Below are 25,572 nucleotides of genomic sequence, written 5' to 3'. Positions count from 1 at the left end.
GTCGCGCCCGTACGCGGACGCGAGCGAGTGGGGCTCGGGTGGGCCCGCAGGGGCGTCGGACCCGTGGTCCGCGCCGGGTTCGGGGCCGCGCCCGCTCACGGGGGAGGCGTATCCGTGCCCGTTCGCGGCGGGGGCAGGCCCGGGCGTGGTCGGGTCCGGCCCGGGTGGGCCGGCAGCGGCGTCGGGGCCGTGCCCGCCGAAGGCGGGGTCGGACCCGTGGTCCGTCCCGGCGCCGGGCTCGTGCCCGTGTCGGTGTCTGCTCGCCGCGGAACCGTATCCGTGCCCGCTCGCGGCGGGGGCAGGCCCGTGCCCGCTCTCGGCGAACCACTCCTCGTCGGACGGTCCGGTCGGCGCCGTGGCCTCGCCCCAGGGCTGACCGGCGGGCCGGGCCGACGGGGTGCCCCGGTCCTCGGCGGGCCGGGTCTGTGCCGGGTCCTCGCCCCACGGCTGACCGGTCGGCTGGGTCGCCCAGGGCGCGGGGGCGCCGCCGGGGAGGGTGGCGGGAGCGCCGGTGCCCCACTGCTCGGCCAGGGACGACGTGGTGAACTCGCCCGACTCGTCCGGCAGGTCGCCGTCGGCCACGGGGATGGACCACTGCCCGGTCACGTCCTGGCCCGGCGCGGGCCGGGCCGCCCCGGCCTCCGGGTCGGTCTGCGACGCCTGCGAGAAGTCCCACTGGCCGGTCGCGCCGGGCTGGTAGGCGAACCGGTCGTCCTGCCCGGGGACGCCCTGCCCGGCGTGCCCGCCGTAGGGCGCTGCCCCGCCGTAGGGGTCCTGCTGGGCCGCGTAGTCGCCGTACCCCTGGTGGGCGGCGGGGTCCTGACCGGCGTCCGGGGCGGCCTGCCACTGGGCGCCGTCCACGGGCGCGGACGGGGCCGACGGCACCGCCCAGGAGCCGGTGGCGGCCGGGTCGGTGCCGGCGGTGGTGGCGGGCGCGACCGTGATCTGGGGCGGCACGTAGCCGTGCCCGGGTGCGGCGAGCGGACTCTCGGAGGAGGCGAGGAGCGCGTCCACGCCGCCCTCGGGGAGTTTCACGAAGGCGGTGGCGCCGTCGTCGTAGTCGCCCTGGGGCAGCGGGTCCCAGCGGCTGCCGCCGGGGGGTGTGCCCCCCGGGTGCTGATCTCCGTGCGGGTCGCCGTGCTGGTCGTCGGTCACGACAGCGCCCTCCCCAGTGCTCGTCGGGCCAGCGCGGCGACGGTGCGCCGCAGGTGCAGTACGGCGGGCGGAAGTTGCGGTACGGAGCCGTCCTCTTCCGGGGCCGCGTCGGGGATGCAGGCCGCGGCGACGTACTCGCCGAAGCCGTGCAGCGCCTCCGGGACGACGGCGCGGCCGTTGTCCCAGTCGATGAGCGAGGCCACCCACTGCTCGGCCTCCAGGGGCCGCAGCGGCATCGGCGCGATGGCGCCCACCGCGCACCGCACCCCGCGCCGGGCGGGGTCGAGGACCAGCGCCACGGAGGCCGTCGCGCGGCCGGGTCCGGTGCGGCCGGTCGCCTTCAGGAAGACCTGCGGCGCGTGCAGCAGCGGCACGCGCACGTAGCCGATGAGTTCTCCCGCGCGGAGCATCTCCATGCCCGCCAGCAGGTGCGAGACCGGCATCTCCCGGCGGGCGCCGTCCGGGCCCGCGATGATCAGGGTCGCCTCCAGGGCGGCCAGCACCGGCAGCGCGTCCCCGGTGGGGGCGGCCGAGGCGATGTTGCCGCCCAGGGTGCCGGCGTTGCGGATCTGCGGCGGTCCGGCGGCCCGCGCGGCGGCGGCGAGCGCCGGGATGAGCGCGGCGAAGTCGGGGCGGCCCATGCGGGCGTGGGTGAGTCCCGCGCCGAGCAGCGCGTGCCCGTCCTGGTACTGCCAGCCGCGGATCTCGCTGATCCGGCCGAGGCCCACCAGCGCGGCGGGCCTGAGCTGACCGGAGTTGACGGCCGCCATCAGGTCGGTGCCACCCGCGACCGGAACGGCCGCGGGCATCGCGGTGAGCGCCGCCACGGCCTCGTCCAGTGTCGTGGGCAGCGTGACGGCCTGCGCCGCCTGCGGTGCGTGCGTGGTCAAACCGACTGCCCCTTCCCGCTGTCCCACCTGGTCCCGCCCATGTGGCCGTACGGTACGACCTGACAGGGCGGACGTGGCAACTCTGGCACATCTTCGCAGGGCCCGAACGCAGGGGTCCGCTAGGAGGCATTCGCCCGTCTCGCCGATGAGATGGTCCGTTTTCACACGGGATCTCCGACGATCGGAGCTACGCGTGATGCGCACGAGTTGCCACTCTTCGGTGACGTTTAGGGGCGTTTCCCTTGCTTGCTCACGTGCTCACTCGGTCACCTGCTCACTTGTTCGGCGGCGGCCCGTCCATCGGCCGGCCGAGCACTCCGGGCCGCCGCTGCCAGGGCCGTGGGCCGGCGGGCGGACGGTAGGCGACGCCCAGGGCGTCGAGCCGCCGGTAGTGGGTGGCCATCCGCCGCTCGAAGGCGCCGTAGTCCCGCTCCGCGGGGGTGGGCAGGGTGCTCCAGGCGACCTCGGCGAAGGCGGCGAGCCTCGGGAAGAGCTGGTAGTCCACCCGCTCCTGGTTCTCCGTCACCTCGGTCCACAGGTTCGCCTGGGTGCCGATCACGTGGCCGGACTCCTGCGGGGTCAGTTCCGCCGGAACCGGCTCGAACTGGTAGACGTCCTCCAGGGTGCGCACGAAGGCGATCGGCACGGGTTCGTCCGCGCCGCCGTCCTCCCGGAAGTTCAGGTACACCTGCTGCTCGGGGCACATCACGACGTCGTGCCCCGCGCGCGCGGCGGCGATCCCGCCCGCGTAACCGCGCCAGGAGGACACGGCCGCGCCCTTGGCGAGTCCGCCCTCCAGGATCTCGTCCCAGCCGATGAGCCGGCGCCCGCGCGCGGTGAGCCAGGTGTCGAAGTGCTGGATGAACCAGGCCTGGAGTTCGTCCTCGTCGGCGAGGCCGAGTTCCGCGATCCGCGCCTGCGCGGTGGCGGAGGCCCGCCACTGGTCCTTGGGGCATTCGTCGCCGCCGATGTGGACGAACTCCGAGGGGAAAAGCTCCAGGAGTTCCTCGAACACGCCCTCGTAGAAGCGCAGTGTGTTCTCGGTGGGGGCGAGCACGTTCGGGCAGACGCCCCAGGTGTCCCAGACGGAGAGGGCGGTGGTGTCGATCACATCCGTGTTGCCCAGTTCCGGATACGCGGCGATGGCGGCCTGCGAGTGCCCGGGTACGTCGATTTCGGGGACGACGGTGATGTGCCGCGCGGCGGCGTAGGCGACGATCTCCCGGATGTCCTCCTGGGTGTAGTAACCGCCGTGGGGTTTGTCCTCCCACAGCGGCGAGGCCCGGTGGCCGAATTTGGTGCGCGCCCGCCAGGAACCCGTCTCGGTGAGCTTCGGGTGGCGTTTGATCTCGACGCGCCAGCCCTGGTCGTCCGTCAGGTGGAAGTGCAGGACGTTGAGTTTGTGGGCGGCCATCAGGTCCAGGTAGCGCAGGACGCCTTCCTTCGGCGTGAAGTGCCGGGAGACGTCCAACATCAGTCCGCGCCAGCGGAAGCGGGGCGCGTCCTCGATGCGGCCCAGCGGCAGCCGCCACCGGCGGTCGGGCAGCGGGGCGCGCCGGAAGGCGTCCGGGCCGAGCAGCTGGCGCAGCGTCTGGGCGCCCCAGAAGAGGCCGGCCGGGTCGCCGCCGGTGAGGTGCACGCCCTGCGGCGCGATGTCGAGGCGGTAGCCCTCCTCGGCCAGTTCGCCGTCCAGGGACAGCCGGACGAGGCCGCCGCCGCCCGCCCCGGGCGCCAGGGCCAGGCCGGTGGCCGCGCCCAGCGTGGCGCGCAGCCAGCGCTCGGTGTGCTCGGCGCCTTCGCCGGCCACCAGAGCGGTGTCCGCGCCGAGTTCGAAGAAGGCGTCGGCGTCCCGGGCCGCCACTTGACGCGGCTGGGGAATCACGTCGGTCGCGTGCGTCACGTCGGTCACGTTGTCAGTCCTTCACCGCTCCGCCGAGGCCGGAGACGAGTCGTCGTTGTACGAGTACGAAGAAGACCAGCACCGGGATCGTCATCACCGTGGACGCGGCCATGACGCCGCCCCAGTCGGGATCGTCCGGTTTGTAGAAGACCAGCAGCGCCATCGGCAGCGTCGACTGGGAGGTGTCGCTGATGATGAACGACTTGGCGAACAGGAAGTCGTTCCAGGTCGAGATGAAGGAGAAGACGCTGGTGGCCACAAGCCCCGGCAGGACCAGCGGGAAAAGGATCTGCCACAGAAAGCGCGACCGGCTCGCCCCGTCGATGTAGGCGGCCTCCTCCAGGGCCTCCGGCACCGCTTTCACGAAGCCCCGCAGCATCCAGATCGCGAAGGGCAGCGAGAAGGCGATGTGGGGCAGGATCAGGGAGCCCAGCGTGTTCAGCTGGCCGAAGTCCCGCATGAGGAAGAACAGCGGGATCGTGAGCGCCTCCACGGGCACCATCTGGGCCACCAGGAACATGATCAGCAGGGTGGTCCGGAAACGGAACCGGAATCGCGTCACCGCGGTCGCCGCGAGGAACGCGATCAGCGCCGAGGCGATCACCACGCAACCCGCCACGATCAGGCTGTTGAGAAAGTAGCGGCCGAATTCCTGCTGCTCGAACACCCGCCGGAAGGAATCCAGCGAGGGGGTCAGCGTCCAGGGCCGGGGCTCGCTCGACTCGATCTCCCCGGCCGGTTTGAAGGCGCTCAGCACCATCCAGTACAGCGGGAAGGCGACGACCACCGCGATCAGCAGCGCGGACACCTCGGCCGCGAGCCGCCACGGACGGCGCACCTGCGCGCGCAGAAGATTCACAGCTCCTCCCCCTGGCGGCGCAGCAGCCGCAGGTAGACCAGCGTCACCGCGAGCAGGATCAGCAGCATGACCACGCCGACAGCGGAGCCGAGGCTGTACTGCGAGGACGCGAAGGCCTTCTGATAGGCGTAGACGTTGAGGACGAGGTTCTGGCCGGCGATGCCGCCGCCGTTGGTCATGACGTAGATCTGGGTGAAGACCTTGAAGTCCCAGATGACCGACTGGATGGTGACGACGACCAGGATCGGCCGGAGCATCGGCGCGAGCACCGAGCGCCAGATCCGCCACTGCGAGGCCCCGTCCAGCGCGGCGGCCTCCAGCACCTCGGACGGTACGGCCCGTATCCCGGCGTAGACGGTCACCATGACGAACGGGAAGGAGCACCAGACCACTTCGAGCAGCACGAGCAGGAAGGCGCTGTAGCGCCCGTACGTCCACGAGTGGTCGCCGAGGCCCAGCATCCGGTTGACCGGCCCGAAGTCCGGGTCGAACAGCAGCAGCCAGACCGTGGACCCGGTGACCGCCGGGGTCGCCCAGGCGCCCAGTCCGGCCAGCATCAACGCCAGCCGCGGCACGGCCCGCACCCGTGTGAGCAATACGGCGAGCGCACATCCGACGGCCAACGTGGACACCACACAGGCCGCGGCGAACACCACCGTGGCCAGCAGCACCCGCCAGAACTCACCGTCCCCGAACAGCTCCGCGTAGTTCCCGAACCCCTGGAAGGTCGCCGGCTCCCCACCACTGACCTGGGCCTGCGTGTACTCCAGGAACGAGATCAGTCCGAGCTGGTAAACGGGGTAGACGAGCAGCCCACCAAGGACGACAAGAGCAGGCGCGAGGTAGATCCAAGGAGTACTGGAGGAGCCCCGAAAGGGGCGCGGGGAACTGCGCGACAAGCCACGACGGCGCCGCACCCGCACACGCACCGCACCCCCCGAGCTCACAGGCGAACCCGTCATCCGGCGGAGCCAAACGCGTCGTCCATCTTCCGAGCCGCGTCCCCGGCGGCAGCGTCCACGTCCTTCTTGCCGCTGACCACCTCCTGGAACATCGTCGGCAGCACCTGCGAGGAGTCGATCGTCGCCCACGCGGGAGAGGCCGGCACGAACTTCGTGCCCGCGGCGAGCGTGTCGACGAACGGCTTCACGAACGGCTCCTTCGCCGCCACCTGCTGCCGTACGTCCGTGAAGGTCGGCAGGAAGCCCATCGCGTCGAACAGTTCACCCTGCGCCTTCTTCGACGCGAGCCGCTTCATCAGGTCGACGGCGAGGGTGCGGTGCGAGGTGCTCTTCAGGACACCGATGTTGTTGCCGCCCGCGAAGGCGGGGGCGATGGAGCCGGACTTGACGCCCGGCAGCGGCACGACCGCGTACTTGCCCTTCGCCTTGCCGGCCTCCACCGCCTGGTGGCTGAAGTCGCCGCCGATGGCCATGGCCGCCTTGCCGGAGGCGAAGGCGGTGACGGTGTCGTTGCCGCCCATGCCGGCGCACTTGGCGGCGGGGCAGTTGCCGTCCCCGAAGAGGGACGTGTACGCCTTGATGCCCTTGCGGGCGGCGGCACTGTCGATGGCGGAGGCGTACGAGCCGCCCTTGCCGGTGGCGAGTTCGCCTCCGTTGGCCCAGATGAACGGCATCGCGCCGTAGGTGTAGGCGCCGCCGACCGCGATGCCGTAGAGGCCGGGCTTCGCGGCGTGCACCTGCCGGGCGGTGGACGCCAGTTCGTCCAGGGACTTCGGGGGCTCGAGACCGAGTTCGTCGAAGACGTCGGTGCGGTAGTAGAGGGCGCGGACGCCGACGAAGTAGGGGGCGCCGTAGACCTTTCCGTCCACGGTGACCGACTGGCGGGCGGTGGGGTCGGCGTCCTTGGCCTCGTCCCAGGCCGCGAACTCGTCGGTGACGTCGGCGAGTCCGCCGTCCTTGACGTAGCCGGCGGTGTCGGTGTTGCCGAACTCGATGACGTCGGGCGCGCTCTTCGGGTCGTTGAAGGCGGCCTTGATGCGCTGGGCGCGGGTCTCGACCGGGATGTACTCCACGGTGACCTCGGTGTCCTCGTGCGCCTTCTCGAAGTCGGCGAGGGCCGCGTCGACGGCCTTCTCCTTCGGCTTGTTGTTGACCTCCTGGAACAGCCAGACGCGCAACGTGCCGCTCTTCTCGTCCTTGCCGGAGGAGGAGTTGTCGGACGTCTGGGGTGCGCAGGCGGTCGCGGCGACGACGGCCGCGGCCAGCAGTACGGCCAAGCGGGGGGCGAGCTTCATGGAGTCTTTCCTCCGGGCGTGCGTTGCAACATATGCAATGACGGTTTCGCTCTGCACAACACCCAGGAGCGTAGGGAGACATGAACCTGTCCACAAGAGGTCTGAACCAATTCGTAAACCTCTTTGTTAATCAGCCCTGACACACGAAGGCCCCCGGAGTGCGCGCGGGCACACTCCGGGGGCCTTCGGGAAGATCCGAGAGGGCTGGACGGGCAGCGGCGCCGGGTCCCGGCGACCGCACCCGGGCGTCTACTTCTTGTCGCCGCCCTTGCCCTCGTCCCCGCCGCCGCTCATGGATTCGTAGATCTCCTTGCACATGGGGCACACGGGGTACTTCTTGGGATCACGGCCCGGTACCCAGACCTTGCCGCACAGCGCCACGACGGGGGTGCCGTCGAGGGCGCTCGCCATGATCTTGTCCTTCTGGACGTAATGCGCGAAGCGCTCGTGATCGCCGTCGCCGTGGGACGTCTGCGGCGTCGGCTCGACGAGGGTTCCCGTACCTGTCCCGCGCTCGGGCTCGAGAGTGCTCATAACCGCCAAGGGTACTGAAGCTCACACGCTTCAGTTGAGCGACGGGTCGTCCGGATACGTCGCCACCATCGCCAGGTCGCCCCGCTGGCGGCGCAGCACCTCGCGCCAGAGTCGCTCCGGGAACGGCGAGGAGACGTCGCCGGGCTCGGACTCGACCACGTACCAGGCGCCCTCGGTCAGCTCGTCCTCCAGCTGGCCGGGTCCCCAGCCCGCGTATCCGGCGAAGATCCGCAGGGCGCCCACGGCGGACGCCAGCAGCTCCGGCGGTGCCTCCAGGTCCACCAGGCCGATCGCGCCGTGCACCCGCCGCCAGCCCAGCGGCGCCCGCTCGCCGGACTCCCCGCCGGGGACGACGGCGACGCCGAGGGCCGAGTCCAGCGAGACCGGGCCGCCCTGGAAGACGACGCCCGGCTCGCCGGCCAGGTCCGCCCAGTCCTCCAGGATGTCGCCCACGTCGACCGGCGTGGGCCGGTTGAGGACGACGCCGAGGGAACCCTCCTCGTCGTGGTCGAGGAGGAGCACCACCGCACGCTCGAAGTTCGGGTCCGCCAGGGCGGGCGTTGCCACGAGCAGCCGCCCCGTGAGCGAGGACACCTCGGTCATGCCAGACATGATCCCGCATGTTCCCCTCCCGTGGGGAGGCAATCGGGGGCACGGGAGTGAACACGCACCCGCGCACGCCCCTCGATCGTGACCCCCCGTGCGCGCCGGTGAACACCGCGTGTTGTGACAAATCCATGACGTTGCCGGACCGTGCGGAGGCGCCATGAAGGGGGGTACAAGACGATTACCCTTTCCCTTCTGGCCCCTGCCCAACACCACGGAACGCGAGATTCATGACCGTCAACGGCGCTGATGACGTACTGCTTGTCCACGGCGGGACCCCGCTGGAGGGCGAGATCCGGGTCCGCGGTGCGAAGAACCTCGTGCCGAAGGCGATGGTGGCGGCCCTGCTGGGCAGTGCCCCGAGCCGGCTGCGCAACGTGCCGGACATCCGCGACGTGCGGGTCGTACGCGGGCTGCTGCAGCTGCACGGGGTGACCGTCCGTCCGGGTGAGGAGCCCGGCGAGCTGATCCTCGACCCCTCCCACGTGGAGAGCGCGAACGTCGCCGACATCGATGCCCACGCGGGTTCCTCCCGCATCCCGATCCTGTTCTGCGGCCCGCTGCTGCACCGCCTCGGGCACGCCTTCATCCCGGGCCTGGGCGGCTGCGACATCGGCGGCCGGCCCATCGACTTCCACTTCGAGGTGCTGCGCCAGTTCGGCGCGAAGATCGAGAAGCGGAGGGACGGCCAGTACCTGGAGGCTCCGCAGCGACTGCGCGGCACCAAGATCCGGCTGCCGTACCCGTCCGTCGGCGCGACCGAGCAGGTGCTGCTGACGGCGGTGCTCGCCGAGGGCGTCACGGAGCTGTCCAACGCGGCCGTGGAGCCGGAGATCGAGGACCTGATCTGCGTCCTGCAGAAAATGGGCGCGATCATCGCGATGGACACCGACCGCACCATCCGCGTCACCGGTGTGGACGAGCTGGGCGGCTACACCCACCGTGCCCTCTCGGACCGCCTGGAGGCGGCCTCCTGGGCCTCGGCGGCGCTGGCCACCGAGGGCAACGTGTACGTCCGCGGGGCCCAGCAGCGCTCGATGATGACGTTCCTGAACACTTTCCGGAAGGTGGGCGGCGCGTTCGAGATCGATGACGAGGGCATCCGCTTCTGGCACCCCGGCGGCCGGCTGAAGTCCATCGCCCTGGAGACGGACGTGCACCCCGGCTTCCAGACGGACTGGCAGCAGCCCCTGGTGGTCGCGCTGACGCAGGCCACGGGCCTGTCCATCGTGCACGAGACGGTCTACGAGTCCCGGCTGGGCTTCACCTCCGCGCTCAACCAGATGGGTGCCCACATCCAGCTCTACCGCGAGTGCCTCGGCGGCTCCGACTGCCGCTTCGGCCAGCGCAACTTCCTGCACTCGGCCGTGGTCTCCGGACCGACCAAGCTGGAGGGCGCCGACCTGGTCATCCCCGACCTGCGCGGCGGCTTCTCGTACCTGATCGCCGCCCTCGCGGCCCAGGGCACCTCACGGGTCCACGGCATCGACCTGATCAACCGAGGCTACGAGAACTTCATGGACAAGCTCGTGGAACTCGGCGCCAAGGTCGAACTCCCGGGCAAGGCTCTCGGCTAGACGCCGACACGAACGCCGATGGGGCGGTCACCCGGACTCGGGTGACCGCCCCATCGGCGTTGTGCTGTGCGCCCCGGTAAGGGGCGCGGGGAACTGCGCGACCGGCCACACCCGACCCGCGGCCGCGAAACGACCACAGCCCGAGCGAACGCCCCGCACAGTCCCCGGCACTCCAAGCGGAGCGCCTACTTACCCTTGGCGGCTTCCTTGAGCTTGGAACCCGCGGAGACCTTGACGCTGTAGCCGGCCGGGATCTGGATCGGCTCGCCGGTCTGCGGGTTGCGGGCGGTGCGAGCGGCACGGTGGGTGCGCTCGAAGGTCAGGAAGCCGGGGACGGTGACCTTCTCGTCGCCCTTGGAGACGATGTCGCCGACAACCTCGGCGAACGCGGCCAGCACGGCGTCGGCGTCCTTGCGGGTCACCTCGGCGCGGTCGGCCAGCGCGGCCACCAGCTCACTGCGGTTCATGTTGTTACTCCCGTGTTCTTCTTGCCGTTGAGGCGTGCCACGCGGCGGAGCCGCATGTTGGGCACAGCGATGCCGATGCTGCCAGGGCCCTCTGACATTCCCCGGACCCGGGTCGGTCGTCAGACCCTCGCGCCCAGGGAGGCATCCTGCCTCCACCTGCGGCGGTAAAGCCAATCCGGCACCCCCAGGAGTCGTGAGAACACCCTTGGGAGTCACACGCCGAGAGGGCCTGAGCCTTGCGCAACCCTAGAGGGCGATCCGAGGCCCGACATCCCGCGACGCGCCGGAGGGGCGGCCCGCCGTGGTGATCCTCACCACCACGCCACAGGCCGCCTTCCCCCGCCGGGGGAACCTACGCCACCACTCCGGCGGCCTTCGCCGCCTCCCGCACGGCGCCCGCGACGGCACCGGCGACCTTGTCGTTGAAGACGCTGGGGATGATGTAGTTCGGGTTGATCTCGTCCTCGGTCACCACGTCCGCGAGGGCGTGCGCGGCGGCGAGCATCATCTCGGTGTTGACGGTGCGGGACTGGGCGTCCAGCAGGCCGCGGAAGACGCCGGGGAAGACCAGCACGTTGTTGATCTGGTTCGGGAAGTCGCTGCGGCCGGTGGCGACGACCGCGGCCGTCTCGCGGGCGATCGCCGGGTCGACCTCGGGGTCCGGGTTCGCGAGCGCGAACACGATGGCGCCGTCCGCCATGGCGGCCACGTCGTCCCCGTCGAGGACGTTGGGGGCGGAGACACCGATGAAGACGTCGGCGCCGTGCACGGCCTCCTTGAGGGTGCCGGTGAGGCCTTCGGGGTTGGTGTTGTCGGCGATCCAGCGCAGGGCGGACTCGGGCGCGGCGTCCACCAGGTCGGCGCGGCCCGTGTGCACGACGCCGTGGATGTCGGCGACGACGGCGTTCTTGACCCCGGCGGCGAGCAGCAGCTTGAGGATGGCCGTACCGGCCGCGCCGGCGCCGGACATGACGACCCGTACGTTCTCGATGGGCTTGTCCACCACGCGCAGGGCGTTGGTCAGCGCGGCGAGCACGACGATGGCGGTGCCGTGCTGGTCGTCGTGGAAGACGGGGATGTCGAGGGCCTCGCGCAGCCGGGCCTCGATCTCGAAGCAGCGGGGCGCGGAGATGTCCTCCAGGTTGATGCCGGCGAAGCCCGGGGCGATGGCCTTGACGATCTCGACGATCGCGTCGGTGTCCTGGGTGTCCAGGCAGATCGGCCAGGCGTCGATGCCGGCGAACCGCTTGAACAGGGCCGCCTTGCCCTCCATCACCGGCAGCGCGGCCTTCGGGCCGATGTTGCCCAGGCCCAGCACGGCGGAGCCGTCGGTCACGACCGCAACGGAGTTGCGCTTGATGGTCAGGCGGCGGGCGTCCTCGGGGTTCTCGGCGATCGCCATGCAGACGCGGGCCACGCCGGGCGTGTAGACCATGGACAGGTCGTCGCGGTTGCGGATGGGGTGCTTGGACTGCATCTCGATCTTGCCGCCGAGGTGCATGAGGAAGGTACGGTCGGAGACCTTGCCCAGGCTGACGCCCTCGATGCCGCGCAGCTGCTCCACGATCTCGTCGGCGTGCGCGGTCGAGCCGGCCGCGATGGTGACGTCGATCCGGAGCTTGTCGTGGCCGGAGGCCGTGACGTCGAGGCCGGTGACCGAACCGCCGGCGGACTCCACCGCTGTGGTGAGCTGCGAGACGGCGGTTCCGCCCGCGGGCACCTCCAGCCGGACCGTCATCGAGTAGGAGACGCTGGGCGCCGTTGCCATGGCCGACTTCCTCTGCTTTCACCGTGTAACTGGGTTGTGCCGTCCGATCGTCGCACCTACCACTGGGTACGCGGTAGCCGCCCCGGATTGCGAACTTTTTGTTCACTCCGATTTCGGAAAACGACTTCCACCATACGAGAAGTAGCCCGTCGGGGGAAGGGGTAACCGGAAGCCGCGGGCCGGACGCGCCCGGGTCGCGGAAGGAACCCGCGGGACGGGAATTGTCTTGCGGGGATCGTTTGTTACCTTGGACGTGGCACCGGCTCGATCCAAGCCCCCGGGCCCAACCATCGTCGCTACGAGCGACCACTTGCCGCGAGGCGAGCATGGCGGGTCGGTGCCACTCAAACGGGACGAAGGGCCCGCGCCGTCGGACGGCGCGGGCCCTTCGCACGTCTCCGGGCCGGTTCCCCGGCCCGGCGCTCAGTCGCGCAGCAGGTCCGGCACCCCCGAGGCGTCCGGCTCGTCCCGCTCGCACGAGACGACCGTCAGCTGCTGCGTGGCCCGGGTCAGGGCGACGTACAGCACGCGCAGCCCGGCGGGCGACTCGTCGGCGATCTCGGCCGGGGAGACGACGACCGTGGCGTCGTACTCCAGGCCCTTCGCCTCCAGGCTGCCCAGCGCCACCACACGGTCGCCGAGCCCGGCCAGCCAGCGCCGGGCCTCCTCGCGCCGGTTCATGGCGACCACGACGCCGACGGTGCCGTCGACGAGGCCGAGCAGCCGGGCCGCCTCCGCGCGGACCGTCTGGGCGAGGGAGTCCCGCGCCACCGCGAAGCGCGGCTGCACGCCGGTCGAGCGCACGGCCGACGGGGACGGCGAGCCGGGCATGGCCAGGGCGAGGACCTTCGCCGCCAGCTCGGCGATCTCGGCCGGGTTGCGGTAGTTCACGGTCAGCTCGAAGCGGCGGCGCGGGCGGGTGCCCAGGGCCTCGTCACGGGCGGCGGCCGCCTCGTCGGGGTCGGACCAGGAGGACTGGGCCGGGTCGCCGACGACCGTCCAGGTGGCGTGCCGGCCGCGGCGGCCGACCATCCGCCACTGCATGGGGGTGAGGTCCTGCGCCTCGTCGACGATGACGTGGGCGTACTCGGTGCGCTCCTGGGCGAGGCGCTCGGCACGCTCCCACTGGGTCTCCTCGCGCTGCGGCATCAGCTCCTCCAGGCCGGTGAGCTGGTCCAGCGGGTCCTGCTCGCGCCGCTTGCGGGGGCGGGCCGGGGTGCCGACGATCGCCTGGAGCTCGTCGAGCAGCGCGATGTCGTGCACGGAGTAGCCCTCGCGCCGCAGCGAACGGGCGACCTTGCGGACCTCGCCCGGGTTCAGCACCCGCCGCGCCCAGCGGCCGAGGCGACGCTCGTCCGCCATGGCCGCCAGCACGGCGCCCGGGGTCAGCTCGGGCCACCAGGCGTCGAGGAAGGCGAGGAAGGAGTCCTCGGAGGTGACGTCGTCGTCGAAGGAGGAGCGCAGCTCGGCGGCCAGCTCGGGGTCGGAGTGCCGGGTACCGGCGCCCGACTTCTCCCACAGGGCGTCCAGGAGCAGCCGGCGGGCACGGGGGCGCAGCAGGTTGACGGGCGCGGTGCCGCCGAGGACGGTGCGGCGGATGCCGGCCAGCTCCTCGGCCTCCAGTTCGAGGCGGCGGCCGAAGGCGACGACCCTGAGCAGGGTCGGCGAGTCGGCCGGTTCCAGCGCCCCGCGCGCGGCCTTGCGCAGCACCCGGAGCATGCGGGCGGAGCCCTTGGCGCGGGCGGTGGCCGGGGAGTCGTACAGCGTGGCCTCGGCGCCCGCCGCGTCGTCGGCCAGTGAGCCGATCGCGCGGATCGCGACCTGGCCCTCCTCGCCGAGCGAGGGCAGCACGCCCTCGGTGTAGGCCACGAGCAGCGGTGTCGGCGAGACGATCAGGATGCCGCCCGCGTACCGGCGCCGGTCCTGGTAGAGCAGGTACGCCGCCCGGTGCAGGGCGACGGCGGTCTTTCCGGTGCCGGGGCCGCCCTCGACGTAGGTCACGGAGGCGGCGGGGGCGCGGATCACCTGGTCCTGCTCGGCCTGGATGGAGGCCACGATGTCCCGCATCGAGTGGGTGCGGGCCTGCCCGAGGGCGGCCATCAGGGCGCCGTCGCCGACGACGGCCAGCTCCTCGCCGTCCAGCCGGGCCGTGATCTCGGGCCGCATGAGGTCGTCCTCGACGCCGAGGACGCGCCGCCCCTTGGAGCGGATCACCCGGCGGCGCACGACCCGGCCCGGATCGACCGGCGTGGACCGGTAGAAGGGGGCGGCGGCGGGCGCCCGCCAGTCGATGACCAGCGGGGCGTAGTCCTCGTCCAGGACGCCGATCCTGCCGATGTGCAGGGTCTCGGCGATGTCGGCGGTGCCGTCGGGCCCGAGGGCGCCCTCGGCGGGCTCCACGGCCGTGTACGCGCCGTCCGGGCCCTTCTTGCCGTCCTTGCCGAGGAGCAGGTCGATGCGGCCGAAGAGGAAGTCCTCGAACTCGTTGTTCAGGCGGTTGAGGTGGATACCGGCCCGGAAGACCTGCGCGTCGCGCTCGGCCAGGGCGCCGGGCGTGCCGACGTGGCCGCGCTGGGCGGCGTCGTGCATGAGGAACTCCGCCTCGTGGATCTTCTCCTCGAGGCGTCGGTACACCCGGTCGAGGTGCGCCTGTTCCACGTCGATCTCTCGGTCCCGCACGGAGTCGTGCTCCGAGTCGACCGCTGAATCCTGCTGAGCCTGTGCGGCCACCGGGCCCCCTTCTGACGTGCTGGGCAGCCGTCAAAAATACGCGAAGGGGGCCCGGGAAGCTACGCCGCGCCTGGCGTCGGCGCTACGCGTCGACCTCCACCAGTCGCTTCCCGTCGAAGGTCATGACCTCGAAGTGGGAGATCTGGTTGGGTTCGAAGGCGGCGCCGCCGTGCACGTAGAGCGGCTTCTTGGCCTTCTCGGTGGTGGCGCCCGGTATGCCGTAGCCCCAGTCGGGGACCGTCCAGGAGGTGAGCGTCTCCCGCTCGCCGTTCTTGCCGACGGCGATCAGGGAGCACTTCTGGGGGCCCTTGAGGTTCTTCAGCTCCAGGACCGTCTCGGTGCCCCAGGCCTTCTTCTCCAGCGCCACGGTCGCGCTGACCTGCGTGGCCGGGTCGGTGGCGGTGACCCGGTCCGGCATGGCGGCGAAGGCGGACTCGGCCGGGCTCGCGGCCTGCTGCGACGCCTCGGTCCTGCGGCCGCCGCCTCCGTCGTCGCCGCCACCGCCGCCGCCCGTGGTCGCCACGGCGGCGAACGGGCCGCCGATGATCAGCGCGGCCGCGGTGCCCACCAGGTAGAAGTTGCGGCGCCGCTTGCTCGCACGGCGTTCGGCGACCTCGTCGACGAGCTTCTCCGAGAGCCGTGGGCTGGGCTTCGCGGTGAGCGACTCGGCGATCGCGGGCGTGCCGGTGCCCGGCAGGTCGGCGAGCGCCGCCATCATCGGCTCCATGCCGGCCAGCTCGTCGAGCTGCTGGGCGCACCACTCGCAGGTGGCGAGGTGGGCCTCGAAGGCCGTCGCCTCGGCGTCGTCGAGGATCCCGAGCGCGTAGGCGCCGACGGTCTCGTGCTCGTTCGGCGCCGGTGATCCCTGCATGGGGGCAGGATTACCCGGATCGCCCGGGCCGAATCCCCCGCCGTACCCCTGAACTCCCCCGTACCCGCTCATCACGCCGTCACCCCCCGCTCCTCCAGTGCCAGCTTCATCGAACGCAGGGCGTAGAACACCCGGGAGCGAACGGTGCCGCTGGGTATGCCCAGTGTCTGCGCCGCCTCATTGACGGTACGCCCCTTGAAGTACGTCTCGACGAGGACCTCCCGGTGGGCCGGGGTCAGGTCGTCGAGCGCGTCCGACAGCGTCATCAACCACAGCGCCTTGTCGATCTCGTCCTCCGCGGGGATGACCTCCAGCGGCGACGGATCGACCTCCTGCGGCCGGGCCTGCCGGCTGCGGTGGCCGTCGATGACGATGCGCCGGGCGACCGTCACCAGCCAGGGGCGTACCGATCCGGTCGCACGGTTGAGCTGACCGGCGTTCTTCCAGGCACGGATGAGCGTCTCCTGGACGACGTCCTCGGCGCGCTGGCGGTCCCCCGCGACCAGCCGCAGCACGTAGGCCAGCAAGGGGCCGGCGTGCTCGCGGTACAGCGCGCGCATCAGCTCCTCGTCGGGTTCCGAGGACGACTGCGACATGCGATGTCGGGCCCTCGCACCACGTTCATTGGCCACGACGGAATCCTTGCGCACGCCCACCTCCGATGTCCGGGGGTTCCCCCAGTCGGTCGCTCGCCCATTCGGTACGGACGCCAAGTGCGGCGCGTTCAAAACGGGATGAGAGTTTTATCGGAGGGGGTGTGACGAACGGGACGCGAGGGAATCTACGGGTGCTTACCGGGCGAGGGCGGCGCGGCGGCGGTGGCGGGCGACGCGTTCGCGGTTGCCGCAGATCTCGCTGGAGCACCAGCGCCGGCGGCGGCCGCGGGAGGTGTCCACGTACACGATGGGGCAGTTGTCGCCCGCGCACTGCCTGAGGCTCGCCCGGGCGACGGGGTCGGTGAGCAGTTCCACGGCGTCCCGGGCGAGGGCGCCGAGCAGCGCGGCGCACCGCGGTGGCCCGGTCAGCTCCCGCACCAGTGCGCCGTCCTCGCCGGGTACCGCGCGGGGTGCGGGCGGTGCGGCGAGGGCGAGTTCGTTGACGCGGGCGAGGGCGAGTCCGTCGGCGTGGGTGCGGGGCACCGGCCGGGTGCGCACCAACCTCGCGGTCTCGCCGCGCAGTTCGCGGAATCCGGTCAGCCAGGAGGAGTCGGCGTGGGCCAGCGGGGTGCCGGGCGGGACGAGTCCGGAGCCGGTGATCCAGGCGCGCAGCGCGTCCAGCGAGTCGAGGCGTTCCGCGGGGTGGGTGGTGGCGATGAGGTCCAGACAGATCCGCCCGGTGTCGAAGCGCAGCTCGTACGGATCGGTGGCCGTACCCAGTGCCATGTTCCTGTCACCGCCTTGGGTTGCCCGGTGGGGCGGGCCGGAGAGGGGAGCAGGGGAACGCTCCCTCTACAGTGCCTGCCCGTCTCCGCGCCCGGAACCCCTCGTACCGCCCCGGCGTGGACGCTTGCGCATGCGCCCGCGCGCCCGGGCCATGTCCGGCGCGCCGCGGCGCCCGTTGACTGGACGCATGACAGACATCGACGGGGAACGGCGGTCCCTGACCGCAGACGGAGTGCTGGTCGCGGCCACGGTCGCCGCGGGCCTGATGGCCGGCACCTTCTACGTCTTCGCCTGCGCCGTGATGCCGGCGCTGGCGCGCAGCGAGGACCGGGTGTACGTCGACGTGATGCGCGACGTCAACGACGTGATCCAGAACCCGGTGTTCCTGCTGGCCTTCATGGGCGCGCTCGCCCTCGCGGGCCTCGCGGGGTGGCAGTCGCGCCGGACGCCGGGCCGCTGGTGGATCTGGGCGGGCGCGACGGCGTACGCGCTCGCCTTCCTGGTCACCGTGGGCGGCAACGTCCCCCTCAACGACGCCCTGGCCCGCCCCGGTGATCCGGCGGCGCTCCGCGAGCGCTTCGAGGACCCGTGGGTGGCCTGGAACGTCGTACGCGCCGTGCTGTCGACGCTGGCGACGGCTTGCCTGGCGTGGGGCTCGGCGGTCCGCGGCCGGCCGACACGCTCAGCGCCCCGGACGCCGCAGCGGCCCACGCCCCACCACGTCCCACCCACCGCAACCCGCTGAACACCCGGCATCCCACACCCCGACGGCCCGGCAGACCGCGGCCCCGCGGCTCTACGACCGGGCGTCGGCCGGTGAGCAAGCGGCGAGCGGGCGAAGGCGCCGTGAGCGGGGCGGAGCGGCCCGGCGGTCGTCCACGGCACGGCGCCGGAAACCGCGCCGGTACCGGCCGTCGCACCGCCCGTGTTCTGGCACCGGGCACCCGGGGCGCCAGGGGTCAGTCGGTCGTGTACTTGGCGTCCGTGGCCGGGTCCAGGGCGAGGCGGTAGCCGCGTTTCACCACCGTCTGGATCAGCTTCGGGGTGCCGAGGGACGTGCGCAGGCGGGCCATGGCCGTCTCGACGGCGTGTTCGTCGCGGCCGGTACCCGGCAGGGCGCGCAACAGCTCCGCGCGGGGCACGACCCAGCCGGGCCGCCGGGCGAGGGTGCGCAGCAGGGACATGCCGGCGGGCGGCACGGTCCGCAGCTCCCCGTCGACGAGCACCGCGTGCCCGCGGATCTCCAGCCGGTGCCCGGCGACCGGCAGGGCACGGGCGCGGGCCGGCAGCTCCTGGCACAGCAACTGGACGAGGGGCCCGAGCCGGAAGCGCTCGGGCTGGCTCGTGTCGATGCCGTGCGCCTGGAGCGGCACCGCGGTGACCGGGCCGACGCAGGCGGGCAGCACGTCGTGGCCGAACGCGGCGAGCAGCTCCGGCAGCAGGCCCCGCTCCTCGGCCCGGCCCAGCAGCGAGACCGCGGCGGGCGCGCTGGTGAAGGTCACGGCGTCCACACCCCGCGACACGGCGGCGTCCAGCAGCCGGTCCACGGGGCCGAGGTCCTCCGGCGGCAGCCACCGGTACACGGGCACGCCCACCACCTCGGCGCCGCCCGCCCGCAGCGCCTCCACGAACCCCGGCAGCGGCTCACCGTGCAGCTGTACCGCGATCCGGCGGCCCTCCACGCCCTGCTCCAGGAGCCGGTCCAGGACCTCGGCCATGGACTCCGAGGCGGGTGACCACCGCTCCGTCAGACCCGCGGCCCGCACCGCGCCCTTGACCTTGGGCCCGCGCGCCAGCAGCTCCACCGTGCGCAGCCGCTCCAGCAGCGTCTCGCCGAGCCCCCAGCCGTCGGCGGCCTCGACCCAGCCCCGGAACCCGATGGCGGTGGTGGCCACGACGACGTCCGGTGCCTGGTCGACGATGCGTTTGGTCGCGGCCATCAGCTCGCCGTCGTCCGCCAGCGGCACGATCCGCAGCGCCGGCGCGTGCAGGACGGTGGCACCGCGCCGCTGCAACAGCGCGCCCAGTTCGTCGGCCCGGCGGGCGGCGGTCACGCCCACGGTGAACCCGGCCAGCGGGCCGTGGTCGGGTCGCTGCGGTCCGTCGCCCACGCCGCCCACCTCGCTTACGTCGTCCATCGCTCGCCGCGCTCCGATCCGTGCACGTCCACGTGCACACTCACGTGGCGACCGAGCCTGTCAACCGTGCGTGACGGGCTCGGTTCACCCGCATGTCACCAGTGTTACGTCACACCTCGGCGCGGCTGAGCCCGGCCTCGGCCCTTTCCGCCTCGGCCGGTTCGGCCGCATCGGCCCGGTCGGCCGGGTCGGCCGGGTCGGTCCGGGGCGGCGCGGCCGGTCGGCGAAGGTATACCGCCCAGGTGAGGACGAGACACACGGCGTAGAAGGCCAGGAAGGCGAGGAAGGCGCCGGTGCCCGTGCCGAAGGAGAGGAAGGACTGCCGGAAGGCGAGGTTGATGGCGACGCCGCCGAGCGCGCCCACCGCGCCGATCAGCCCCATGGAGGCCCCGGAGAGCCGCCGCCCGTACGCCACCGCGGCCTCGCCCCGCAGCCCCTTGGCCAGCGCCTTGTTCTGGAAGATCCCGGGGATCATCTTGAACGTCGAGCCGTTGCCCAGCCCGCTGAGCACGAACAGCACCACGAACACGGCCACGAACAGCCCCAGCGACTTCGCCATGCCGGCCGCGACGAGTACGGCGGTGGCGGCGGCCATGGCGGCGAAGTTCCACAGGGTGATCCGCGCGCCGCCGTACCGGTCGGCGAGCCTGCCGCCCAGCGGACGGATCAGGGAGCCGAGCAGCGGACCGATGAAGGTCAGGTACGCCGCCTGGAGCGGGGTCCGCCCGAACTGGCTCTGGAGCACCTGCCCGAAGGCGAAGCTGTAGCCGATGAACGAGCCGAACGTACCGATGTACAGCACGGACATGATCCAGGTGTGGGCGTCCCGCGCCGCGTCCTTGGCGGCCCCGGTGTCGTTCTTCACGGAGGCGAGGTTGTCCATGAAGCACGCGGCGAGGACGGCGGCCACCAGGATCAGCGGGAGGTAGATGCCGAGCAGCACCCGCGGCCCGCCGCTCGCGCCGATGACCGCGAGCGCGGCCAGCTGGATGACGGGCACGCCGATGTTGCCGCCCCCGGCGTTGAGACCGAGTGCCCAGCCCTTCTTCCTGAGCGGGAAGAAGGCGTTGATGTTGGTCATGGAGGAGGCGAAGTTGCCGCCGCCGATGCCGGCCAGCATGCCGACCAGGAGGAAGGTCGAGAAGGACGTCCCCGGCTCCATGACGGCGAAGGCCGCGACGGTCGGCACGAGCAGCAGCCCGGCGGAGACGATCGTCCAGTTCCGTCCGCCGAAGACGGCGACCGCGAAGGTGTACGGCACCCGCACGACGGCCCCGACCAGCGTCACCACGGACGTCAGCAGGAACTTGTCGGCCGGGGTCAGCCCGTACTCCGGGCCCATGAAGAGCACCAGCACGGACCACATCGTCCAGACGGAGAACCCGATGTGCTCGGAGAGGACGGAGAAGAACAGGTTCCGCCGGGCGGTCCGCTCCCCCGTCCGCTTCCAGAACGTCTCGTCCTCGGGATCCCAGTACTCGATCCAGCGGCCGCCAGGGACTGTCATGACGCCTCCACGGTGCTCCACAGCTCGGTTGCGTCGACGCTAGGCAGGACGCGTTTCGGGCCGGTGGGGCTGTGGATGACCGGAAGGGAACGTTGCTCTCACCCGGCGCCGGCGCGGGGTGAGAGATCGCGGTCAGCCCTGCGGGGGCCGGGGCTGCCAGTGCGGGTTCTGCTGCGGGTAGGGCTGCGGCGGATAGGGCTGCTGGGCCTGCGGGGGCGCGTACGGCTGCTGCGGCGGCTGGGCGTACGGCTGCGGGGGCTGCTGCGGCGGGTACGGCTGCTGGGGCTGCGGAGGTGCGTAGGGCTGGTGGGCCTGCGGGACCGGCTGCGGTGCGTACGGCTGCGGGGCCTGCGGCGGTGCGCCGTACGGCTGCTGCTGCGGCTGGGGAGCGTACGGGCCGGGGGCCGGCTGTCCGTAGCCGCCGGGCGCCGTGCCGCCGAACGGGTTCCCGTGTCCCGGCAGCTGCGCGCCGGGCGGCAGGTACCGCACCCGCCCCGTCTCGTCGGCCATCGGCACGAACCCGGCGGCCTGCAACCGGGCCGCGAACTTGGCGTTGCGCCTGCGGGTGACGAGGAAGCCGATGCCCAGGGCCGCCATGAGGACCAGCCAGATGATCCCGGAGAGGACGAAGTCGTCGGACGAACCGCCCTCGCGGAAGGCGAGGACGACACACGCGACGGTGCCGCCGAGCGCGCCGTAGCCCATGTTCTTCTGGGCGTTCTTGCCGGTGAGGTCGAAGTTGATCCGCGCCTTGAGGAGTTCGAGGGCGTCCGGCACGAGCGGCGGCAGCGACACGCCGTCGCCGGCGTTCGGGTACTGCGCCCAGGTCTGCGCGGCCCGGGTGCGGGCCTGCGGGCTGGGGTCGGGGACCAGCAGCATGGTGAGCGCGGCGTTGTTCCCGCCGCTCTGGCGCACGTCGGCGTACTCGTACCCGAACTGCTGGGCGACGAAGGCGAGCTTGGCGAGCTTCTTCACGGACGACATCCGGCTGGTGAGCTGGACCGCCTCCCCGCTCGCCATCAACTGCAGCATCTTCTGCGTCTGCCGCTTGCTCATCCCGCTGCTCCCCCTGACCGGCTCACGCCACCCTGTTCACTTCCGCAACCGGGGCAGTCTCGCACGGAGGGCCGACAGCCGTCAGCCCCGGTACGCGTCAGCCCCGGTACGCGTCAGCCCCGGTGCGCGGCACGGGCCCTGGGCTGCTTCGGTGCCGGGCGCTTGCCGCCGTCCGGCCACAGCTGGGGCGTGCGCTTGGCGGCCACGTCCTCCATCCAGCCGAACCAGACGACGCAGCTCCCGATCAGCAGCCAGGCGATGGCCAGGACCGGCCAGGGGCTCTCCAGCAGCCAGGGGACGTGCTCGCCCAGGACGTCGAATCCCCACAGCCGGTCCCACAGCGTGGCCGCGACGAGGATGCAGACGTTGTGCCACAGGTAGATCGTCACCGCACGGGAGTTGAGCAGGGTGATCAGCCGGTCCCAGCGGCGCAGCCGGCGCGGCCACTCGGTCCACGAGGGGCTGACGTGCAGGAGCAGCAGCACCGTCGCGAAGGACCAGACGGCCTGCGCGAAGGGGATGGAGTCCAGGTCGTACCCGGTCTTGAAGCCCTCCCGGAAGGCGTACCAGAGGCCCAGCGCGGCGATCACCGGGGCGACCGAGGGCACGACGTAGCGCGGCAGCCGCTTCAGGACGCCTTCCTGATGGGCCATGCCGAGGACCCAGCAGGCGCCGAAGGTGCTGAAGTCCGTGAGCGCCGACGGGAAACGCTCGCCCGGCAGGTTGAGGTAGCCGAACTGGAAGGCGGCCGACAGCACGAGCGGCGCGAGGATCGTCAGCCACGGCAGGGCGCGCAGCGCGCGCAGCAGGACCGGGGAGAGCAGGACGTACCAGAGGTAGGCGCGGATGTACCAGAGCGGCCCGGCGAGTTCCGCGGCCCAGTCCTCGCCGAGGATGCCGTGGATGCCCGGCAGGCCCTCGGCGAAGGGCGGGTCGCTCAGCGGCAGGACCCAGTAGAGGAGGTGGAACCACCACCAGCCCGGGTGCCCGTCGTCGCCCGGTCCCCAGCCCTGCAGCACCATGCCGGTCACGCCCACCGCGCCCAGCAGCCACAGCGGGGGCAGCAGGCGGCGCATGCGGCTGCGGACGACCTGGACGGCCGGCCGCTTGAGGCTGCGGGCCATCAGGTTGCCCGCGAGGGCGAACATCACGCCCATGGACGGGAACACCACCGGCAGCCAGGCCCAGCCCATCAGGTGGTACAGGACCACGCGGAAGAGGGCCACCGCCCGCAGCAGGTCGAAGTACCGGTCGCGCACCGGTGCGCGCCGGGCCTGCTTCTGCTGGGGCATCACCGGTACGGCGGTGCCCGCGCCGACGGGCGGGTGGAGGGGTGGTGCGGTCATGTGCGGGATGCTCCGGGTCGGGGCGGGCACGGCGGGCGCGGGGGCCGGCCGCGTGGGGTCGTACGGCGGGGTGGTCATCCGACCGGCCTCCCGTCCATGGCGCGGGACCGCCGCTGGGACGGGACGCCGTCGGCGCCGGGCGGCGGTGCGGACACCCCGCCGCTGCGCCGCAGCTTCTGCCAGCGCAGCCGGCCGCCGGTGAGCGCCGTGATCCAGGACTGGAGCAGCACCACGTACATGATCTGGCGGTACAGGATCTGCTGGAGGGGCAGCGAGATGAGCGGGGTCAGCTTCTCCCGGTCCAGCCGGAAGGCGTACGCGGCGCACACCGCCTGGATGGCGAGGACGCCGAGCCACGCCACGATCGTCTTGTCGGTCGGGCCGAAGACGAGGCCGTACAGCAGGAAGACGTCGATCAGCGGGGCCAGCAGCGGGGCCACGACCATGAACAGCGAGACGAAGGGCAGGCCGACGCGGCCGAAGCGGCCCGAGGGGCCCTTCTCGATCACCGCGCGGCGGTGCTTCCAGATCGCCTGCATGGTGCCGTACGACCAGCGGTAGCGCTGGGACCACAGCTGGCTGACGGATTCCGGTGCCTCGGTCCAGGCGCGGGCGTTCTCGGCGTAGACGACCCGCCAGCCGGCGCGGTGCAGCGCCATGGTGACGTCGGTGTCCTCGGCGAGCGTGTCGTCGCTCATGCCGCCGATGGGCTCCAGCGCGGAGCGGCGGAAGGCGCCGACCGCGCCGGGGATGGTCGGCATGCAGCCGAGGACGTCGTACATCCGGCGGTCCAGGTTGAAGCCCATCACGTACTCGATGTGCTGCCAGGCGCCGATGAGGCTGTCCTTGTTGCCGACCTTCGCGTTGCCCGCGACGGCGCCCACCCCGGGGTCGCCGAAGGGCTGGACGAGTTCGCGGACGGTGGAGGGTTCGAAGACGGTGTCGCCGTCCATCATCACGACGATGTCGTGGCGGGCGTTGGCCAGGCCCCGGTTGAGCGCGGCGGGCTTGCCCGCGTTGAGCTGGCGGATCACCCGGACACCGGGCAGGCCGAGTCCCTCCACGATGCGCGCGGTGCCGTCGCTGGAGCCGTCGTCGATGACGATGACCTCGATCGGGTGGTCGCCGGCCACCAGGGAACGCACCGTGTTCTCGATGCACTTGGCCTCGTTGTACGCCGGGACCAGCACCGTCACCGGTTCGGTGACCGCCGGGCCCCAGCGGAAGCGCCTGCGGCGTACCCGGCGGGCGTGGACGCCGGACAGCAGCAGCATCAGGCCGAAGCGCCCGATGACCAGCGTGCCGATGATCGCCAGGCCCACCACCAGGCCGTCGGTGAGCTTCTCCGAGGCCTGGACCAGGAAGACCCACGCCTTGCCCTTCCACAGTTCGGCACCGGTCACCGGGGTCATGGCGCTGGGCGCGTCCAGGGCCTCGGTGAGGTTGTCGAACTCGTAGCCCTGCTTCTTCAGGTCGGGCAGGAACCTGTCCAGGGCCTGCACGGTCTGGTGGCGGTCGCCGCCGGAGTCGTGCATCAGGACGACGGCGCCCTTGCCGCCGTGCGGCGTGGCGCGGCGGATGATCTCGTCGACGCCGGGCTTCTTCCAGTCCTCGCTGTCGGTGTTGTTGACGACGGTGATGTAACCGCGGCTGCCGATGTACTCGGTGACCGGCCACGACTTGTCGTCCATGGCGTCGGCGAAGGAGGAGTAGGGCGGGCGGAACAGCGAGGTGCGCACCCCGGCCGCGCCGGTGATCGCCAGCTGGTTCTGCGACAGCTCCCAGTCGATGCGCTTCTCCGACTGGAAGGAGAGGTCCGGGTGGTTGAAGGTGTGCAGGCCCACCTCGTGGCCCTCGTCGACCATCCGCTCGACGAGGTCCGGATAGCGGGAGGCCATGGTGCCGGTGACGAAGAAGACCGCGTGCGCGTCGTGCTTCTTCAGCACGTCCAGCACGCGCGGCGTCCAGGTCGGGTCCGGGCCGTCGTCGAAGGTGAGGACGAGCCGGTGGTCGGGCACGCTCAGGCTCTCGGTGCGGCCGCCGCGCACATCGATGACCGGGCCGCCCTCGAGGATCTTCTCGGGTACGTCGGTGGTGGCGGCGGGCGGCTGGACGCGGTGGTCGGCGAGGATCTCGCTGTGCACGTATCCGCGCAGCATGAGCATCGCCGCCAGGGCGACCAGGACGAGCGGCGGAAGCAGCAGACGCAAGGGCACACGGCGGCGGGAGCCCTCACGGGCGCTGCGCGCGGCCCCGTGACGGCGGGTGCGGGATGCCATCAGAGGGTGTTCTCCGGGGACAGGGAAGGGGACGTGGAGGTGTCGGCGGGACCAGCGAGCACGACGGGTGCGCCGGCCTGAGCCGCGATGGGGTCCGGGGCGCCCGCGCCGTTGGCGTCGGTGCCGTCCGCCCCCGGGTCGGTGCCCGTGGTGGAGCCGCCGGTGGGCCCGGTCGGGTCGGCGGAGGTGCCGCCGCCCGTCGGGGCCGCCGGGCCCGTGGTGTCGGCGGGCGGGGCCTGCGTCGACTGCG

General features: G+C 72.1%; 20 protein-coding genes and 2 pseudogenes. 2 read left to right on the top strand and 20 right to left on the bottom strand.

The window, feature by feature from the left end:
• From BZZ08_RS39710 to BZZ08_RS34095, 8 genes and pseudogenes are all read right to left on the bottom strand, one after another.
• Nucleotides 1–1,155, bottom strand: a pseudogene (locus BZZ08_RS39710) (hypothetical protein); the annotation flags it as partial.
• Nucleotides 1,152–2,045 (bottom strand): FAD binding domain-containing protein, encoded by an 894-nt coding sequence (locus BZZ08_RS34125; protein ID WP_104636069.1) that lies wholly within the window; start codon nucleotides 2,043–2,045, stop codon nucleotides 1,152–1,154. The pseudogene BZZ08_RS39710 and the gene BZZ08_RS34125, both read right to left, overlap by 4 nt.
• Nucleotides 2,046–2,319: 274 nt before the next feature.
• Entirely contained in the window at nucleotides 2,320–3,954 is a 1,635-nt protein-coding gene (locus BZZ08_RS34120) for a beta-N-acetylhexosaminidase (RefSeq protein ID WP_104636068.1), read from the bottom strand.
• A 4-nt stretch (nucleotides 3,955–3,958) separates the two neighbouring features.
• Nucleotides 3,959–4,804, bottom strand: coding sequence for a carbohydrate ABC transporter permease (locus tag BZZ08_RS34115; protein WP_104636067.1), 846 nt, complete (start codon nucleotides 4,802–4,804; stop codon nucleotides 3,959–3,961).
• A complete protein-coding gene (locus tag BZZ08_RS34110) occupies nucleotides 4,801–5,766 on the bottom strand; it encodes a carbohydrate ABC transporter permease (protein ID WP_198601863.1) in 966 nt (321 codons plus the stop codon). The genes BZZ08_RS34115 and BZZ08_RS34110 overlap by 4 nt, the downstream gene beginning before the upstream one ends.
• Nucleotides 5,763–7,061, bottom strand: coding sequence for an extracellular solute-binding protein (locus BZZ08_RS34105; protein ID WP_104636065.1), 1,299 nt, complete (start codon nucleotides 7,059–7,061; stop codon nucleotides 5,763–5,765). The genes BZZ08_RS34110 and BZZ08_RS34105 overlap by 4 nt, the downstream gene beginning before the upstream one ends.
• 249 nt (nucleotides 7,062–7,310) lie before the next feature.
• Nucleotides 7,311–7,595, bottom strand: a complete 285-nt coding sequence (locus BZZ08_RS34100) for a DUF3039 domain-containing protein (protein ID WP_030402030.1) — start codon at nucleotides 7,593–7,595, stop codon at nucleotides 7,311–7,313.
• Between the two features lie 30 nt (nucleotides 7,596–7,625).
• Nucleotides 7,626–8,198, bottom strand: coding sequence for a YqgE/AlgH family protein (locus tag BZZ08_RS34095; RefSeq protein WP_198601862.1), 573 nt, complete (start codon nucleotides 8,196–8,198; stop codon nucleotides 7,626–7,628).
• Between the two features lie 233 nt (nucleotides 8,199–8,431).
• On the opposite strand from BZZ08_RS34095, the gene murA reads away from it, so the two are divergent.
• The gene (murA, locus tag BZZ08_RS34090) at nucleotides 8,432–9,778 is read left to right on the top strand and encodes a UDP-N-acetylglucosamine 1-carboxyvinyltransferase (protein WP_104636063.1); all 1,347 of its coding nucleotides are present in this window, start codon (nucleotides 8,432–8,434) and stop codon (nucleotides 9,776–9,778) included.
• A 185-nt stretch (nucleotides 9,779–9,963) separates the two neighbouring features.
• On the opposite strand, the gene BZZ08_RS34085 is transcribed toward murA, so the two are convergent.
• The 6 genes from BZZ08_RS34085 to BZZ08_RS34060 all read right to left on the bottom strand — a co-directional run bounded on the left by BZZ08_RS34085 (nucleotide 9,964) and on the right by BZZ08_RS34060 (nucleotide 16,996).
• Entirely contained in the window at nucleotides 9,964–10,245 is a 282-nt protein-coding gene (locus BZZ08_RS34085; RefSeq protein ID WP_004987462.1) for an HU family DNA-binding protein, read from the bottom strand.
• A gap of 352 nt (nucleotides 10,246–10,597) precedes the next feature.
• The gene (locus BZZ08_RS34080; RefSeq protein WP_104636062.1) at nucleotides 10,598–12,013 is read right to left on the bottom strand and encodes an NAD-dependent malic enzyme; all 1,416 of its coding nucleotides are present in this window, start codon (nucleotides 12,011–12,013) and stop codon (nucleotides 10,598–10,600) included.
• 423 nt (nucleotides 12,014–12,436) lie between these two features.
• Nucleotides 12,437–14,743: a HelD family protein gene (locus BZZ08_RS34075; RefSeq protein WP_198601861.1), complete on the bottom strand. Its 2,307-nt coding sequence runs from the start codon at nucleotides 14,741–14,743 to the stop codon at nucleotides 12,437–12,439.
• Nucleotides 14,744–14,825: 82 nt separating this feature from the next.
• On the bottom strand, nucleotides 14,826–15,614 hold the full coding sequence (gene rsuA / locus BZZ08_RS34070; protein ID WP_104636061.1) for an anti-sigma U factor RsuA: 789 nt from the start codon (nucleotides 15,612–15,614) through the stop codon (nucleotides 14,826–14,828).
• Nucleotides 15,615–15,685: 71 nt separating this feature from the next.
• Nucleotides 15,686–16,210: a sigma-70 family RNA polymerase sigma factor gene (locus BZZ08_RS34065; RefSeq protein ID WP_007450155.1), complete on the bottom strand. Its 525-nt coding sequence runs from the start codon at nucleotides 16,208–16,210 to the stop codon at nucleotides 15,686–15,688.
• A gap of 195 nt (nucleotides 16,211–16,405) precedes the next feature.
• Nucleotides 16,406–16,996, bottom strand: a complete 591-nt coding sequence (locus BZZ08_RS34060) for a CGNR zinc finger domain-containing protein (RefSeq protein WP_104636060.1) — start codon at nucleotides 16,994–16,996, stop codon at nucleotides 16,406–16,408.
• Between the two features lie 187 nt (nucleotides 16,997–17,183).
• Here BZZ08_RS34060 and BZZ08_RS34055 point away from each other — a divergent pair, with 187 nt between their 5' ends.
• Nucleotides 17,184–17,741 carry an anthrone oxygenase family protein gene (locus BZZ08_RS34055; RefSeq protein WP_104636059.1) on the top strand — a complete coding sequence of 186 codons (558 nt, stop codon included), beginning with the start codon at nucleotides 17,184–17,186 and terminating at the stop codon, nucleotides 17,739–17,741.
• Nucleotides 17,742–17,955: 214 nt separating this feature from the next.
• Here the strand turns inward: BZZ08_RS34055 and BZZ08_RS34050 are convergent, their stop codons facing one another.
• The 6 genes and pseudogenes from BZZ08_RS34050 to BZZ08_RS34025 all read right to left on the bottom strand — a co-directional run.
• Nucleotides 17,956–19,134, bottom strand: a complete 1,179-nt coding sequence (locus tag BZZ08_RS34050) for a uroporphyrinogen-III synthase (RefSeq protein ID WP_104636058.1) — start codon at nucleotides 19,132–19,134, stop codon at nucleotides 17,956–17,958.
• Nucleotides 19,135–19,243: 109 nt separating this feature from the next.
• Nucleotides 19,244–20,641: a nitrate/nitrite transporter gene (locus BZZ08_RS34045; protein ID WP_104636057.1), complete on the bottom strand. Its 1,398-nt coding sequence runs from the start codon at nucleotides 20,639–20,641 to the stop codon at nucleotides 19,244–19,246.
• 132 nt (nucleotides 20,642–20,773) lie between these two features.
• Nucleotides 20,774–21,697 carry a hypothetical protein gene (locus BZZ08_RS34040; protein ID WP_104636056.1) on the bottom strand — a complete coding sequence of 308 codons (924 nt, stop codon included), beginning with the start codon at nucleotides 21,695–21,697 and terminating at the stop codon, nucleotides 20,774–20,776.
• A 113-nt stretch (nucleotides 21,698–21,810) separates the two neighbouring features.
• A complete protein-coding gene (locus BZZ08_RS34035; RefSeq protein ID WP_104636070.1) occupies nucleotides 21,811–23,043 on the bottom strand; it encodes an acyltransferase family protein in 1,233 nt (410 codons plus the stop codon).
• Between the two features lie 74 nt (nucleotides 23,044–23,117).
• Entirely contained in the window at nucleotides 23,118–25,322 is a 2,205-nt protein-coding gene (locus BZZ08_RS34030; protein ID WP_104636055.1) for a polysaccharide deacetylase family protein, read from the bottom strand.
• Nucleotides 25,322–25,572 (bottom strand): annotated as a pseudogene (locus tag BZZ08_RS34025) (hypothetical protein); the annotation flags it as partial. The pseudogene BZZ08_RS34025 and the gene BZZ08_RS34030, both read right to left, overlap by 1 nt.

This window comes from Streptomyces sp. MH60 (assembly GCF_002939385.1).
Lineage (GTDB): Bacteria > Actinomycetota > Actinomycetes > Streptomycetales > Streptomycetaceae > Streptomyces.
Note: the sequence above shows the minus strand (reverse complement) of the source record. Positions and strands in the feature narration are given on the sequence as shown.